General features: G+C 65.2%; 15 protein-coding genes. 11 read left to right on the top strand and 4 right to left on the bottom strand.

Translation table 11 applies throughout. From position 1 onward, the window contains the following. Positions 1 to 15 precede the first annotated feature (15 nt). Complete coding sequence (locus ACR64R_RS01690; RefSeq protein WP_487359972.1) at positions 16 to 1,026, bottom strand: polysaccharide deacetylase family protein; 1,011 nt, start codon at positions 1,024 to 1,026, stop codon at positions 16 to 18. A 200-nt stretch (positions 1,027 to 1,226) separates the two neighbouring features. Between ACR64R_RS01690 and ACR64R_RS01695 the strand changes: the two genes are divergently transcribed. Together ACR64R_RS01695 and der are read left to right on the top strand one after the other, a co-directional pair. Next, the gene (locus ACR64R_RS01695; protein WP_487359973.1) at positions 1,227 to 1,892 is read left to right on the top strand and encodes a tetratricopeptide repeat protein; all 666 of its coding nucleotides are present in this window, start codon (positions 1,227 to 1,229) and stop codon (positions 1,890 to 1,892) included. A 6-nt stretch (positions 1,893 to 1,898) separates the two neighbouring features. After that, positions 1,899 to 3,329, top strand: coding sequence for a ribosome biogenesis GTPase Der (gene der, locus ACR64R_RS01700; RefSeq protein ID WP_487359974.1), 1,431 nt, complete (start codon positions 1,899 to 1,901; stop codon positions 3,327 to 3,329). A gap of 3 nt (positions 3,330 to 3,332) precedes the next feature. On the opposite strand, the gene ACR64R_RS01705 is transcribed toward der, so the two are convergent. Beyond that, positions 3,333 to 4,253 (bottom strand): LysR substrate-binding domain-containing protein, encoded by a 921-nt coding sequence (locus ACR64R_RS01705; protein ID WP_487359975.1) that lies wholly within the window; start codon positions 4,251 to 4,253, stop codon positions 3,333 to 3,335. Positions 4,254 to 4,367: 114 nt separating this feature from the next. Here ACR64R_RS01705 and ACR64R_RS01710 point away from each other — a divergent pair, with 114 nt between their 5' ends. From ACR64R_RS01710 to ACR64R_RS01740, 7 genes are all read left to right on the top strand, one after another. Next, complete coding sequence (locus ACR64R_RS01710; protein WP_487359976.1) at positions 4,368 to 5,657, top strand: MFS transporter; 1,290 nt, start codon at positions 4,368 to 4,370, stop codon at positions 5,655 to 5,657. Positions 5,658 to 5,813: 156 nt separating this feature from the next. Further along, entirely contained in the window at positions 5,814 to 6,995 is a 1,182-nt protein-coding gene (locus ACR64R_RS01715) for a cell wall hydrolase (protein WP_487359977.1), read from the top strand. A gap of 287 nt (positions 6,996 to 7,282) precedes the next feature. After that, positions 7,283 to 7,675 carry an AtpZ/AtpI family protein gene (locus ACR64R_RS01720; protein ID WP_487359978.1) on the top strand — a complete coding sequence of 131 codons (393 nt, stop codon included), beginning with the start codon at positions 7,283 to 7,285 and terminating at the stop codon, positions 7,673 to 7,675. A 64-nt stretch (positions 7,676 to 7,739) separates the two neighbouring features. Further along, entirely contained in the window at positions 7,740 to 8,501 is a 762-nt protein-coding gene (locus ACR64R_RS01725) for a F0F1 ATP synthase subunit A (RefSeq protein ID WP_487359979.1), read from the top strand. A gap of 79 nt (positions 8,502 to 8,580) precedes the next feature. Continuing rightward, complete coding sequence (locus ACR64R_RS01730; protein WP_027164582.1) at positions 8,581 to 8,805, top strand: F0F1 ATP synthase subunit C; 225 nt, start codon at positions 8,581 to 8,583, stop codon at positions 8,803 to 8,805. A gap of 61 nt (positions 8,806 to 8,866) precedes the next feature. Next, a complete protein-coding gene (locus ACR64R_RS01735) occupies positions 8,867 to 9,448 on the top strand; it encodes a F0F1 ATP synthase subunit B (protein ID WP_487359980.1) in 582 nt (193 codons plus the stop codon). 12 nt (positions 9,449 to 9,460) lie between these two features. After that, positions 9,461 to 9,952, top strand: coding sequence for a F0F1 ATP synthase subunit B (locus ACR64R_RS01740; RefSeq protein WP_487359981.1), 492 nt, complete (start codon positions 9,461 to 9,463; stop codon positions 9,950 to 9,952). A 317-nt stretch (positions 9,953 to 10,269) separates the two neighbouring features. Here the strand turns inward: ACR64R_RS01740 and rnhB are convergent, their stop codons facing one another. Both rnhB and ACR64R_RS01750 read right to left on the bottom strand, forming a co-directional pair. After that, entirely contained in the window at positions 10,270 to 10,968 is a 699-nt protein-coding gene (gene rnhB / locus ACR64R_RS01745; protein WP_487359982.1) for a ribonuclease HII, read from the bottom strand. 195 nt (positions 10,969 to 11,163) lie between these two features. Beyond that, positions 11,164 to 12,318 (bottom strand): PA0069 family radical SAM protein, encoded by a 1,155-nt coding sequence (locus tag ACR64R_RS01750; protein ID WP_487359983.1) that lies wholly within the window; start codon positions 12,316 to 12,318, stop codon positions 11,164 to 11,166. A 149-nt stretch (positions 12,319 to 12,467) separates the two neighbouring features. Between ACR64R_RS01750 and ACR64R_RS01755 the strand changes: the two genes are divergently transcribed. Further along, on the top strand, positions 12,468 to 12,971 hold the full coding sequence (locus ACR64R_RS01755; protein ID WP_487359984.1) for a glycosyltransferase: 504 nt from the start codon (positions 12,468 to 12,470) through the stop codon (positions 12,969 to 12,971). 196 nt (positions 12,972 to 13,167) lie between these two features. Then, positions 13,168 to 14,142: a hypothetical protein gene (locus ACR64R_RS01760; protein ID WP_487359985.1), complete on the top strand. Its 975-nt coding sequence runs from the start codon at positions 13,168 to 13,170 to the stop codon at positions 14,140 to 14,142. Positions 14,143 to 14,148: the final 6 nt, after the last annotated feature.

The raw sequence follows: 14,148 nt of genomic DNA on the forward strand, positions 1-14,148 counted from the left end.
GGCTATGTCCGGTTGTCAGCCGCCCGCGACTGCCTGCCTTTGCCCGGCGCGCTGCCGCTCAACGTAGTCGCGGAAGCTGATGCACTCGACATCCGCCTTCACGCAGACTTCGCCGGCGAAGCGCTCCAGCGCGTTCCAGTAGGCGCCGTTGTTCATGAGCGTGAAGTGGAAGCCTAGTTCCAGCGGCAGGCGCTTGCCGTCGTACTGGGCATCGAAGGCTGCGTGGAACGCCTGGTAGGCGCGCTCGGTGAACTCGCCCGCCATCGCCGGCCTTTCGGTGCCGCCCGAGTGGCGGACATAGAGATTGTAGTCCATGGCAACCACGGGCTTCGCCTTCGGTCCTTCCGGGATAAGCGGCAGGCCAAAACGGGTCGTGCCATTGAGGGTTGGCGGCACGGTCGGACCGTTCGAAACGCTGCTCGCATCGTATTGGAAGCCCGCCTCGGGCAGCGCCTCGTAGAGCGCCTTGTTTGTCGAAAGATAGGGCGCGCGGAACCCGACCAGCGCATGATGCGCGAAATCGTGCCACTCCGCCGGTTCCGGGATGCCGTTGATCGCATAGGCGTTCTCGAAGATGCGCCGCATGGAGGCGAACTCGGCCAGCCAGTCGGCCTTGCTCCACGCCTTGCCATCGAAATGGCCGCAGGCATGGCTACCGATGTCGTGGCCTTCGGTGGCCGCCAGCCTGACCTGGTCGAGCCGGTCCGCGACGTCCTGCTTCGACGCGCCGAAGCCGACATTGGATTTGCCGGAGGCCTTGCCGGGGCCGGCATAGTCCTGCCGCGTGTCCGGCGAGAGCAGGAAGACGCAGGACAGGAAATAGGTGAAATGCGCGCCCGTGCGCTTTGCCAGCGCCCGGCTGCGCTGCCATTGCGAGATCTCACGGGCAGCATCGAACGAGATCAGCACGACCTGCTTGGGTTTTGCAGGCGAGGCGGCCGGCGATTTCGGCGGATCGGCGAAGGCTGTATTGACGCAGGCAAGCGAGGCGAGGCTGAACGCAAGGACGCGGTACGAACGAAGCATAGGCACCTTCTGGCGGGGACGTCTCCGGCTGATCGGAAGCCGGCTATCGCGCAAATGTGGCGCGGTTGCGTTCGGGCAAGCCCTGCGGCGCCGGGCATTGTCAGCCGATTTTCCGGCCAGCCCCCTTCCATGCCGACGAAATTTCGCTAAAACGCGGGCTCAAGAAGCGCCCCGCCCCGGGCCGCAATGGTTTTTGATTGATGTCGGACGACAGTTTTATCCGCGAAGTGAACGAAGAGATTCGTCGCGAGCAGGCGCAGGCGCTGTGGGACCGCTTTGGCCCGGCCATTCTCGGCATCGCCATCCTCATCGTGCTGGGAACCGCCGCCGTCGTTGGCTACCGTTACTGGGACGAGACCCGCGCCAACCGTTCGGGCGATGCCTTCTCGGCCGCACTCAAGCTCGCCAATGACGGCAAGAACGACGAGGCGATCGCGGCGCTCGATCAACTGGAAAAGGACGGCTACGGCGCCTATCCGCTGCTGGCCCGCATGCGCGCAGCTACCGTCAAGGCCGACAAGGGCGATGCGGACGGCGCGGTCAAGGATTTCGACCAGGCCGCCGCCGACAACGCCATTCCCGCCGGCATCCGCGACATGGCGAGGCTGAGGGCGGCGCTGCTGCTCGTCGACCACGGCTCCTTCGCCGATGTCTCAAGCCGGGTCGAGGCTCTCACCGCCGACACCAACCCGCTGCGCCACTCTGCGCGCGAGGCGCTTGGCCTAGCCGCCTGGAAGGACGGCAAGTCGGCGGACGCGCTCAAACTGTTCGACCAGATCTCTTCGGATGACGGCGCCCCGCGCAATGTGCGCCAGCGGGCGCAACTGATGTCCGAGCTGATCCGCGGGTCGGGCAACGCGTCGTGATCTTGGATGGGCTTCAAAGTCGCCATCATCGGCCGTCCTAACGTCGGCAAATCGACTCTTTTCAATCGGCTGGTCGGAAGGAAGCTCGCGCTCGTCGACGACACGCCTGGCGTGACGCGCGACCGCCGCGTTCACGCGGCAAAGCTCTACGATCTCCATTTCGACGTCATCGACACCGCCGGCTTCGAGGATGCGGCGGCTTCGACGCTGCCCGGCCGCATGCGCCAGCAGACCGAGATCGCCATCCGCGAAGCCGACCTCATCTTCTTCACCGTCGACGCCAAATCCGGCCTGATGCCGGACGACCGCACCTTCGCCGAAGTGGTGCGCAAGTCGGGCAAGCCGGTGGTGCTCGTCGCCAACAAGGCTGAGGCGCGCGGCGCTCAAGGCGGCATGCTGGAGGCCTGGGAGCTCGGTCTCGGCGAGCCGATCCCGGTGTCGGCCGAACACGGCCAGGGCATGCCGGACCTGCGCGACGCGGTGGTCGAAGCCTTGGGCCAAGAGCGTGTCTTCGGCAAGGACGAGGAGGAAGACAGCGACGAGATCGCCGCCAGCGAGGTGCTGATCGGCGAGGACATCGCCGATCCCGACGCCGAACCCGCATATGACGATACGAAGCCGCTGCGAATCGCCGTCGTCGGCCGCCCAAACGCCGGCAAGTCGACGCTGATCAATGCGCTGATCGGCGAGGAGCGGTTGCTCACCGGTCCGGAGGCCGGCATCACCCGCGATTCGATCTCGGTCGATTGGGACTGGCGCGGCCGCCGCATCAAGCTGTTCGACACCGCCGGCATGCGTCGTAAGTCGAAGGTGCAGGAGAAGCTCGAGAAGCTCTCGGTGCAGGACGGTCTGCGCGCCATCCGTTTCGCCGAGATCGTCATCATCGTGCTCGACGCCACCATCCCATTCGAGAAGCAGGACCTGCAGATCGCCGACCTCATCATCCGCGAGGGCAGGGCGCCGGTCATCGCCTTCAACAAATGGGACCTGATCGACAACCCGCAGGAACTGCTGGCCGAGCTGCGCGAAAAGACCGGGCGGCTCTTGCCGCAGGTGCGCGGCATCCAGGCCGTGACGGTGTCGGCCGAGACCGGCCGCGGTCTCGACAAGCTGATGGAAAGCGTCATCAAGACCCACAAGGTCTGGAACAGCCGCGTCTCCACCGGCAAGCTCAACCGCTGGCTGGAAGGCATCCTGGCGCATCATCCGCCGCCCGCCGTCGCCGGCCGCCGGCTGAAGATCAAATATGTCACGCAGGCCAAGACCCGCCCGCCGGGCTTCGTCGTCTCCTGCTCGCGTCCGGACGCAATGCCGCAATCCTACGTCCGCTACCTGACCAACAGCCTGCGCGAAGCCTTCGACATGCCTGGCGTGCCGATCCGCATGGCGCTGCGCGCCTCGGACAATCCGTTCGCGGGCAGGGCGAAGAAGCGGTGAGGCTCAGGCGACCTTCCTGACCGCGTCATAGGCCTGCGCTCCCTCCGGCAGCGTCTCCACCGCCGCCTGCAGCAAGATCTCGGCCAGCCGCGCCGCCACCGGATCGAGTTCGGCGTCTTTCTGGTGCAGATGCAGCGCCATCTTGGGCAAGGCCGGCAAATCGAGCACGCCCGGCGGGATCGCCCTGACATTGGCGGGCAGGCCGATATCGGTGCGGATCGTCAGGCCGAGTCCGGCCGCCACCGCCGCCCAGATGCCGCCGAGGCTGGGGCTGGAGAAGGCCATGCGCCAGGGCATCCCTGCGCGGTCTAGCGCTTCCGTCGCGACCGTGCGCAAGAGGCAAGGGGCTTCGAACACCACCAGCGGCAGCGGCTCGCCATTGCGCGGGCCCGCCTCGATCGGCTTCGCCGGGCCGATCCAGCGCGCCTGCACATCGGCGACATGGCGGCTGTAGGGCAAGGTCATGCCGTCATGCCAGGCAAGCGCGATGTCGAGATTGCCGGAAAGGACGCGCTCGGCCAGGTCGTGACTGCGCCCGATCCGTGCCTCGATCCGGACCTTGGGATGTGCACGGGCGAAGCGCCCGAGTACGTCGGGCAGCACGGCCTCGCCGAAATCCTCCTGCAGGCCGAGCCGCACCCAGCCTTCCAGTTCGACATCGCGAATGGCGGCAGCCGCCTCATCGTTAAGCTCGATCAGCCGCCGCGCATAGCCGAGCATCGTCTCTCCGGCCTCGGTGAGCGCCAGGCCGCGCCCTGCCTTGCGGAAGACCGGCGTATCCGCCTGCTCCTCCAGTTTCTTCAGTTGCGCGCTGACGGCGGACGTCGAGCGCCCGAGCCGTTCGGCCGCCTTGGCGAAGGTTCCCACCTCCATGCCGGTGACGAAGGTCCTGAGGACATCGAGGTCGAAAGTGGCGCGCCGCATGGATCGTCCTGATTTTCAGGATTATTGATCAAAAAATTCCTGATTTTGTGGATTAACCTATGGCGCTACATCCCGTTCGTCAAGCCGCCCGCCGGGCGTTATGGGAATCGAATCATGTCCGCCATCGTCGCGCCAAACGACCGCCAACAGCCAAAGGGGGACACTGGCGCACTCGTGCGTCGCCCCTTCGGCCCCAACCATCGCTGGAAGGTTCTGGGCATCGGCGTTGCCGCCAATGCCGGCTTCTCCGCCACCTTCTCCGGCATTCCGGCAACCGCGGTGGCGATGCGCCAGGGCTACCACCTCGACAATGCCTCGCTCGGCCTCGCGCTCGGGCTTCTCGGCCTCGGCGTGGCGCTGAGCGAATTGCCCTGGGGCGTGCTCACCGACCGCTGGGGCGACCGCCGCGTGCTCCTGACCGGGCTCGGCGCGACGGCGGCATGGCTTCTCGTCATGGCACTGCTCGTCGTGCCTACGAAAACAGCCTTTCCCAGCGTCGCGCTGCTCTCGCCAAGCCTGCTCGTCGCCGGCCTCCTCGGCGGCAGCGTCAACGGCTCCAGCGGCCGCGCCATCATGGGCTGGTTCGCGGAGGGCGAGCGCGGCTTCGCCATGAGCATCCGGCAGACGGCGGTGCCGCTTGGCGGCGGGCTGGGCGCGCTCGTCCTGCCGTCGCTGGCGCAGGCTTTGGGTTTTGGCGCGGTCTTCGGCCTGCTTGCGGCCGTCTCCGCGCTTTCGGCCTGTTTTGCCTGGCGCTGGTTGCACGAACCGCCTGTCGAAGGCGGCGGTCACGCCGCCGCCGCGACAAGCGGCCCGGCGCCCTTGCGCAACATCGCGGTGTGGCGCATCTCGACCGCGATCGGGCTGCTATGCTTTCCGCAGGTCGCGGTGCTCACCTTCGCCACGGTCTTCCTGCATGATTTTGCCGGCATGGGCACATGGGTGACCAGCGCCAGCCTCGCCGCCGTGCAGATCGGCGCCATGGTGATGCGCGTCTGGAGCGGTCGCTTCACCGACCGACACGGCAACCGCCGTCCATTTCTCCAACTCTGCAGCGCGCTGAGCGCAATGGCTTTCTTGGTGCTCTGCCTGCTGGCGACCGGCGCCGCCGCACTTCCGGCCTTGCTTCCGCTGCTCCCACTGACGGTCGTCGTCGCAGGCATATCCGTGTCGGCCTGGCATGGCGTCGCCTACACCGAGCTTGCCACGCTTGCCGGCGCCGGCCATGTCGGCACGGCACTCAGCCTGGCCAACAGTTTTGTGTTCGTCGGCTTCTGCCTTGTGCCGATCGCCATTCCTTGGCTGCTGCTTGTCTTCGCATGGCCGGGCGTGTGGCTGGCGGCCGCGATCTGCGCGGCGCTCGCCTGGCCGGTCTTCCTGCGCCCCGCCTCATTCAACCGAACCTGATGCGCCGCACCCAGGCCTGGTCCTTGATCGGGCGCAGTGGAACCGGCAAGCCGGTTGCCTCAAACACGAAAAGAACACGATCGATGTCGTTAACCCCGCATCAAGGTTAATGCTTCATTTTGGCTCTCTGGGGTCAGTAGCGTTCTGGAGAGTTCCGTGCACCGACGCGTTTCAATGCGGCTTGCCGCCGCCGCCGTTGCGAAAAGACGTTCCTTCCTTCCCCCCTTGGTTCTGGGGCTCGGCATCTGGATCGGCTTTCCGTCGGTCGTCGCTTATCAGGATATGACCAGCCTGATCTCCGGTCTGGAGGCGCCCAACGTCCGCTGGAACGCCTATATCGAGACATCCGCCGCCGGCTCGGTGCATGCCGCCGAGATGCCGTTCATCGATTCCACCACCACCGGCTCGATCTCCGGCTCCGGCGTGAACCTGCCGGGCGTGGGCACCGTCGCCTTCCGCGGCAAGGGCAGCGCCGCGGGCGCCACGCCCGATGAGGATCGTGTCGTGCGCGCTGACAAGAAGGGCCGCCTCGTTCAGATCTCGCCCGTCGCGCCGCCCAAGAACTTCAGCGCCGGCTCGATCTTCGAGCGCACCTCCTCGCTGCTGCGCCCGAGCATGGACAGCGGCCTGAAGCTCACCTTCGCCAAGCCCGGCATCAAGGGCAAGGAAGTCCAGATCGCCCAGGCCTTCCATATTCGCGAGGACAAGAAGCCTGATCCGGCCCTGCCGGCGGCACTTGTCGCCCTCGTCAACAACGACAAGCCGGATATCCTCGCCACGGCCTATGCCCAGTCCGCGCCCGACTACGCAAAAGCCTCGCCCTTCGAGGCGCTGCTGCAGGATGACCCCAACGATGGCCGCTTCATCCCGCCGATGGGCAAGGGCGATCATGCCTGGATGCAGAACCCGCTGCCGGCCAGCGTCTTTTCCAAGCCTGAGCAGGCCTGCCTTGCCAAGGGCATCTATTTCGAAGCGCGCAGCGAGCCGGTTCGCGGCCAGGCGGCGGTCGCGCAAGTGATCCTGAACCGCGTCCGCAACCCGGCCTATCCGAAGACGATCTGCGGCGTCGTCTACCAGAACGACGACTGGTTCAACCGCTGCCAGTTCTCCTTTGCCTGCGACGGCAGGAAGAAGATCATCACCGACCAGGCTTCCTACAAGACAGCGCAGGAGGTTGCCATGGCGGTGACCGCCGGCAAGATCTTCATTCCCGAGGTCGGCTCCTCGACGCATTACTACGCCAACTACGTCCATCCCGGCTGGGCACGAGCCATGCAGCGCATGACAAGGATCGGCCTGCATATTTTCTATCGCACCTATGGCGGCGGCTGGAGCTGAGCCGCCGGACGGCTTGAACTGACCCGCTTGACGACGCCTCCGGCAAGCTCCCCGGCGGCCTTCCGCCCGGGCCGATTGGCGCCGCTTGCCGCGCGGATTCGCGCCGTCACCTCACGCGGGCGTGAAGGGCACGATGTCGCACCTCAATAACCCATTGATTTTATTTCCGAAAATACATCGCTTGGAAGTTCGGCCCGTGGCTTGACGGGCGCGGACCCTCTAACTATGTTGCCGGCGACTTTAGAAGCGGACGGACAGCGATCGTCTGCCCGGGCAGGGGGGTTGCGATGGCCGACAAAACCGGGCCAGACGGGACCGGAGAAACCGGCCGCGGCAGGCAGCCAGAAGCCACCATCCGCGACGACGAACTTGAGCGCCGCCGGCGCGATCTTGAAGCATCGCTTGCGACGAGACGCACGGACAGGCTCGAGGGGAAAGACGAAGCGAGAGCTGCGACCGGTTACGGTCAGGCGCTGAAACTATCCAGCGAGTTCATCGCCGGGGTGGTGGTCGGTGTCGGCTTGGGCTGGATCATCGACCGCCTGGCGGGAACAACGCCCTGGGGTCTGATCGTCGGCCTGTTGCTGGGCTTTGGCGCCGGTATACTCAATGTCCTGCGCTCGGCGGGACTGGCATCCGAATTCGGCCAGAGCGGCAAGCCGCCGGAGCCGAAAAAATGAAGTGGGGCGCCGCAAGGCGCTGAAGTGAACTTAAGAAGCCGTGTGGCTTTGACGGGGATTTAAAGTGGCTGCTGCTGACAAGGTCGATCCGATCCACCAGTTCCAGATCCATCCGATCATCCCGCTGCATATCGGCGGCTACGACGTTTCGTTCACCAACTCCTCGCTGTTCATGGTCGTCACGATCGTTCTCGCGTCGGGCTTCCTCTACATGAGCACGGCCGGCCGCGCACTGATCCCCGGCCGCCTGCAGTCGATTTCCGAAATGGCCTACGAATTCGTCGGCAACATGCTGCGCGACGCCGCCGGCAAGCAGGGGATGCAGTTCTTCCCGCTGGTGTTCTCGCTGTTCATGTTCGTGTTGGTCGCCAATTTGATCGGCCTGTTCCCCTATTTCTTCACCGTTACCAGCCACATCATCGTGACCTTCACGCTGGCGATCCTCGTCATCGGCACGGTCGTCGTCTACGGCTTCGCCAAGCACGGATTGGGCTTCCTCAAGCTGTTCGTGCCGCATGGCGTGCCGGGCCTTCTCCTGCCGCTGGTGGTGGCGATCGAAGTCATCTCCTTCGTCTCGCGTCCCGTCAGCCTCTCGGTTCGTCTTTTCGCCAACATGCTGGCCGGCCACATCACGCTGAAAGTGTTCTCCGGCTTCGTCGTCAGTCTCAGCGCGCTTGGCGCCGTCGGCATCGCCGGCTCGGTGCTGCCTTTGGCCATGGCTGTCGCGCTGACCGCTCTCGAGCTGCTGGTCGCCTTCCTGCAGGCCTATGTCTTTGCGGTGCTGACCTGCATGTACCTCAACGACGCGCTGCACCCGAGCCACTGATTGATTTTCACCGGCGCCCCGGCGTCAGCATACCCAACGTACCAACTGCAACGAACAAGCAAACCACAGGAGTTTTGAAATGGACGCAACTGCAGCAGCTGCTATCGGCGCTGGTATCGCCTGCATCGGCATGGGCGGCGCGGGCATCGGCCTCGGCAACATCTTTGGCAGCTACCTCTCGGGCGCGCTCCGCAACCCGTCGGCTGCGGACGGCCAGTTCGGCCGCCTGATCTTCGGCTTCGCCGTGACCGAAGCTCTGGGCATCTTCTCGCTCCTGATCGCTCTGCTCCTGGTCTTCAAGTAAGATTGAGAGCTGACGAAACGGGCCGCATGGTGCGGCCCCGTTCCATGGACAGGGGAATGAGATGTTCGTGACATCTGCCTATGCGCAAGAAGCAGCGCCGGCCGCGGCCGAGGGCGATACGCATGCGGGCACCGCCGTGCCTGCTGCGGAGCATGAAGCGTTCCCGCCGTTCGATGCCAAGACGTTCCCGTCGCAGATCCTGTGGCTGGTCATCACCTTCGGGCTCTTCTACCTGTTCCTCAAGCGGGTTGTGATGCCGCGTCTCGGCGCCATCATCGATGTCCGCAACGATCGCATCACCCAGGATCTCGACCACGCCGCAAGGCTGAAGAGCGAGGCCGATGCCGCCGTTGCCGCCTATGAGCAGGAACTGGCGGAAGCCAAGGCCAACGCCAACAAGATCGGCCAGCAGGCGAACGACGCAGCCAAGGCGGACGCCGAGAGCACGCGCAAGAAGCTTGAGGCCGAGCTTGAGAAGAAGCTCGGCGAGGCCGAGGCGAGCATCGCCTCGATCAAGGCCAAGGCGATGAAGGAAGTCGGCACGATCGCCGAGGACACCACGTCGGCCATCGTCGAGGCGCTTGCCGGCGGCAAGGCCGACAAGTCTGAGATCGCGGCCGCGGTCAAATCCGCGAGCCGGTGAGGGAGCGGGATCATGGACGCCACATCACTCGCCACGCTCTGGGCCACCATCGCCCTGATCATCTTCCTCGGCGCCATCATCTATCTGAAGGTGCCGGGCATGCTCACCAAGTCGCTCGACGCCCGCGCGGTCAAGATCAGCGCCGAGCTCGAGGAGGCACGCAAGCTTCGTGAAGAGGCGCAGCAACTGCTTGGCCAGTACCAGCAGAAGCGCAAGGAAGCCGAGAAGGAGGCCGCCGACATCGTCGCCGCCGCCAGGCGCGAGGCCGAGTTGCTTGCCTCCGAGGCGGCCAAGAAGACCGAGGAATACGTCGCCCGCCGCACCGCGCTTGCCGAGCAGAAGATCGGCCAGGCCGAGCGCGAGGCTGTGAGCGAAGTGCGTGCCAGCGCCGTCGACATCGCTGTCGAGGCCGCCCGCGCGCTGCTTGCCGCCAAGGTCGACGCCAAGGCCGGCGCCGATCTGTTCAAGTCGGCGCTCGACGACGTGAAGGCCAAGCTGAACTGAGCTGACCACAGTTACGAATGAGAAAGCCGCCTGGGCAACCCGGCGGCTTTTTTGTTTGGCGAGGGAAGCGCGACGACGACGCTGCGGATCTCCCCCCTTCTGGGGCCCGGCAGGGCAGAAGGGGGGTGAGGATCCCGGCGCTGCAGGGTCAAGGCTCCTCGCCCCACGAATGTGGGGAGAGGTGGCTCGGCGAAGCCGCGACGGAGAGGGGAGCGCCGTACGAACGCCCCTCTCCGAGGAACCCAAGCATTGTTACGTCGGCGGGACAGCGCTCCCCTCTGGGCTGCCGGCTATCTCCGCACAAGGGGAGAGATCAGCTACTGGTCCAACCCGGCCAGGCTCTCTTCCTCAACCGCCTCGGCTCCGCCCAGGCGGAACGGCGCGAACGAGGTCCGGTGCAGCCTTGCTACTGGCCCATGCGCCTCGATCGCTGTGCGGTGGCGGACAGTCGCATAACCCATATGCACCTCGAAGCCGTAATGCTCGTGATGGCCGCCGCAGCCGCACATCATTCGGTCCCGCATCACCTTGGCAACGATCGAGGCGGCCGCGATCGACTGCGAGCGCTGGTCACCCTTGACGAGCGCCCTGCCTTCGCAGGTGAGACCGGGAGGAACGTCCCGGCCGTCGGCCAGAGCAAGTTTCGGCTGCAGCGACAGGCCGGCGACCGCGCGGCGCATCGCTTCCAGGCTCGCTTTCAGGATGTTGCTGTTGTCGATGCCTTCGGCGCTGATCGAGGCCATCGAGATGCTGAGCGCCGAGCCGAGAATTTTGAGGAACAGCGCTTCGCGCTGCAAATGGGTGAGGCGTTTGGAATCGTCGAGGCCTTCCGGGATACTGGCGGGGTTGAGCACCACAGCGGCGGCCACTACCGGTCCAGCGAGCGGCCCGCGGCCAGCTTCGTCCATGCCGGCGACCGGCCACAGCCCGTCGGCCATTGCCTTCGTCTCGATCGAGAAGTCGGGCTTCTCGACCATTTCAAAGAGTAGCGGAGAATCGGAACGCGCGCGAGCCATGGTGCGGCGAGGTTCGCATCGGCTCCGATTCTCCGCAAGTCCCTCCGGGTCGGGTGGGGCGCCGGACCGGGAGGGCACCGTCTCACGGCCGGGGGACAGGGGCCGGACGGATTCTTCAAAAGGACCGCAATTCCAGACGGAAAACCGCTTTGCCTGGAACTGCTTGGTGCCGGCCAGCTATCGCCGGCACCCAGGTTAAAGCAGCATCAGCTGCTCGCCGGCGCCGGAGCCTGCGACGAATTGATCGATGCGAAGCTGCCGCCGTTCTGCGTTTAGGCCGAGACGCTTGGCCGCGATCTCAAAGCGCCGGCCGATCTGCCAGGCATAGGGACCGGCGCCCTTCATGCGCTTGCCCCATTCGGAATCGTAGTCCTTGCCGTCGCGCATCGAACGGATCAGCGACATCACATGCCGGTAGCGGTCCGGATAATGGCGCAGCAGCCAGTCCTTGAAAATCGGCGCCACTTCGAGCGGCAGGCGAAGGATGACATAGCCTGCCTCCCGGGCACCCGCGGCTCTCGCCGAGTCGAGGATGCGTTCCATCTCCGGATCGTTGAGGCCGGGAATGACCGGCGCCACCATCACCGATGCCGGAATGCCGGCATCCGAGAGCTGCCTGATCGCCTCCAGCCGCTTGGTCGGCGTCGACGCGCGAGGCTCCATCGTTCTGGCCAGCATACGGTCCATCGTCGTCACCGAGAGCGCAACCTTGGCCAGGCCACGCTCCGCCATGCGCGACAGGATGTCGATGTCGCGCGTAACGAGCGCCGACTTGGTGACGATCCCGACAGGATGGCCGCGCGCCTCCAGAACTTCCAGGATCTCGCGTACGATACGGTACTGCTTCTCGATCGGCTGGTAGGGATCGGTGTTGGTGCCGATGGCAATCGTGCGCGGCTGGTAGCCGGGCTTCGACAATTCCCTGTCCAGCATGCGCGCCGCATCCGGCTTGGCGAACAGCTTCGATTCGAAATCCAACCCCGGCGACAGGCCCATGAAGGCATGCGTCGGCCTGGCGAAGCAGTAGACGCAGCCATGCTCGCAGCCGCGATAGGGGTTGATCGAACGGTCAAAGGAAATGTCGGGCGATTCGTTGCGGGTGATGATGGTGCGTGGCTTCTCGACCTGCACCTCCGTCTTGAAGGGCGGCAACTCTTCCAGCGAGTTCCAGCCATCGTCGAACACATGCCGGCTGACCGGCTCGAAACGGCCGGAGGGGTTGATGCCGGCCGAGCGGCCGCGATTGCGGTCGGGCCGCACGCGCATGCCGCTCTGTTCGATCATCGCGTTTGCCATTTCGGCTCTGCCTGCTCCGAAAGCAGCAATGTCGGCGCGCACGATCTGTTCCATCTTCGCCCTCTCCCAGGGACTGTCGGCAGGCTGTCGAATCGCTCGGTTCATGAAACTATTCCTATTTGGCCGATGAGAACAAAGCAAGAACTTTTTGAACCTGAAAGCGTAACTGGCGCAAGAGGCGGCTTTCCGCTATTCGGCTAGGGATGCTCAGCGTTCTCATCGAGACCCGCAATGACGAAGAGGGGCTTGCCCGCACGCTCGCCTCGCTGGTCGGCGGCGCGGTCGAAGGCGTTGTGCGCGACGTCATCGTCTGTGATGCCGGCTCGACAGATCAAACGCATCGGGTGGCCGAGCACGCCGGCTGCCATTATGTGACAGGCGGGATCGGCGCTGGCATCGGCCAGGCCAAGGGCGATTGGCTGCTGCTTCTCGAGCCCGGCGCGCGGCTTGCCGAGGGATGGATCGACGAGGTCGTCGCGCATACGGCAAAGCAGACCATGCCGGCCCGTTTCTCGCGCGCCCGGGCCGACCGAGCGCCTTTTCTGGCTCGTGTCTTTTCAGGCAACCGCGCGCTGGCCGAGGGTCTCGTCATCAGCAAGCGGCAGGCCTCGGCCCTGGCAAAGAACGCGCGCAGCGCCGAGGCCCTGGCGCGCGGACTTGCCACCAGAAGGCTGGACGCCGAGATCCGGGTGGCTCCGCTGAAGTAAGTTCAAACTCTTCGCGCCTCGCGGGACGAGTCTCCATCGTCGCCGTAAGTGTGGGAAAATTCACCACGAGCATATGATTGTGCATTGCACAAAATCTGCCGCGTTAGTAGCATCCTTGATGCGGGACAAACGGGGTTGGGCAAGACCGAATTCAAAGGCGGCTGTCGCTTGGGATGCCCAATAGCTAGAGGACCCGATGAACCTCGGTAACCCAGACAACTCAGCCGCGGCCAGTCTGGAGGCGATCGCCCGCGACGGCAGCTTGTTCAAGCGCATGGCCGTGCGCATCCCGACCTATCTGACGGACCTGCGCGAAAATCCGGCCTGGCTGCCGATGTTCGTGTTGGCGCGCACCATGCCGGGGCGTCGCATGCACTGGCTGGCCGCCAGGCGAGCCCGTCCGCCCGAGGATACGGCGGAGACAATGTTTACCGGCGTTGATCGCCAAGCGGTGGTCAAGGCCTTGCGCTCGGATGGCTTGTTCCCGGGCCTCGTTCTTCCCCGGGCGATCCACGAGGAGATCGCCGCTTTCGCGCGGCGCACACCCTGTTTCGGCAATTTCGACCGTCGTCTCGAATTCATGCCGAGCGAGCATCTCGATGCCGAGAAGCGCCTCGGTCGCTCGCTGCTCAGCGGCCATTATTTCGAACGCATCCTGGATTGCCCCGCGGCCCTCGCCATCCAGAAGGACCCACTGCTTCTCGACGTCGCCCGGCATTATCTCGGCGGTCAGGCGAAGCTGATCACCACCCGCGTCTGGTGGAGCTTCCCGACGGGCAAGGCTTCCGATGCGGACAAGAACCTTGCCTCGCTCGGCAAGTACCATTTCGACCTCGACGACTGGCGCATGCTGAAGTTCTTCTTCTACCTGGAGTCGGTCGATCAAGGCGCTGGCCCGCATGTCTATGTCCGGGGCAGCCACAAACGCCGCGCGCTCAAGCATCAGCTGACGCTTCTGGTGGGCCATCCGGCGGGGGAGGTGCTCGCCGTCTACGGCCCGCAAAGCCCGGTCATGTTGACCGGCGAGGCGGGGTTCGGCTTCGTCGAGGATCCGTTCGGCTTCCACATGGGCACCGTGCCGGCACACACGCCGCGGCTGATGATGGAGATCGGCTTCGGCGTCTCCAAGCCGTCGCGCCGCCGTTTTCACGGCGAGCCGGTCATCCGCTGAGCAGGG

The sequence above is a fragment of the Mesorhizobium sp. MC2-1-1 genome (assembly GCF_057597255.1).

What these genes read in the sequence shown, in the direction of transcription:
- ACR64R_RS01740 (WP_487359981.1), top strand. Translation starts at nt 9,461, where the DNA reads ATGGACGCCACATCACTCGCCACGCTCTGGGCCACCATCGCCCTGATC.
- ACR64R_RS01720 (WP_487359978.1), top strand. Translation starts at nt 7,283, where the DNA reads ATGGCCGACAAAACCGGGCCAGACGGGACCGGAGAAACCGGCCGCGGC.
- ACR64R_RS01735 (WP_487359980.1), top strand. Translation starts at nt 8,867, where the DNA reads ATGTTCGTGACATCTGCCTATGCGCAAGAAGCAGCGCCGGCCGCGGCC.
- ACR64R_RS01695 (WP_487359973.1), top strand. Translation starts at nt 1,227, where the DNA reads ATGTCGGACGACAGTTTTATCCGCGAAGTGAACGAAGAGATTCGTCGC.
- der (WP_487359974.1), top strand. Translation starts at nt 1,899, where the DNA reads ATGGGCTTCAAAGTCGCCATCATCGGCCGTCCTAACGTCGGCAAATCG.
- ACR64R_RS01710 (WP_487359976.1), top strand. Translation starts at nt 4,368, where the DNA reads ATGTCCGCCATCGTCGCGCCAAACGACCGCCAACAGCCAAAGGGGGAC.
- ACR64R_RS01690 (WP_487359972.1), bottom strand. Translation starts at nt 1,026, where the DNA reads ATGCTTCGTTCGTACCGCGTCCTTGCGTTCAGCCTCGCCTCGCTTGCC.
- ACR64R_RS01705 (WP_487359975.1), bottom strand. Translation starts at nt 4,253, where the DNA reads ATGCGGCGCGCCACTTTCGACCTCGATGTCCTCAGGACCTTCGTCACC.
- ACR64R_RS01730 (WP_027164582.1), top strand. Translation starts at nt 8,581, where the DNA reads ATGGACGCAACTGCAGCAGCTGCTATCGGCGCTGGTATCGCCTGCATC.
- ACR64R_RS01755 (WP_487359984.1), top strand. Translation starts at nt 12,468, where the DNA reads ATGCTCAGCGTTCTCATCGAGACCCGCAATGACGAAGAGGGGCTTGCC.
- rnhB (WP_487359982.1), bottom strand. Translation starts at nt 10,968, where the DNA reads ATGGCTCGCGCGCGTTCCGATTCTCCGCTACTCTTTGAAATGGTCGAG.
- ACR64R_RS01760 (WP_487359985.1), top strand. Translation starts at nt 13,168, where the DNA reads ATGAACCTCGGTAACCCAGACAACTCAGCCGCGGCCAGTCTGGAGGCG.
- ACR64R_RS01750 (WP_487359983.1), bottom strand. Translation starts at nt 12,318, where the DNA reads ATGGAACAGATCGTGCGCGCCGACATTGCTGCTTTCGGAGCAGGCAGA.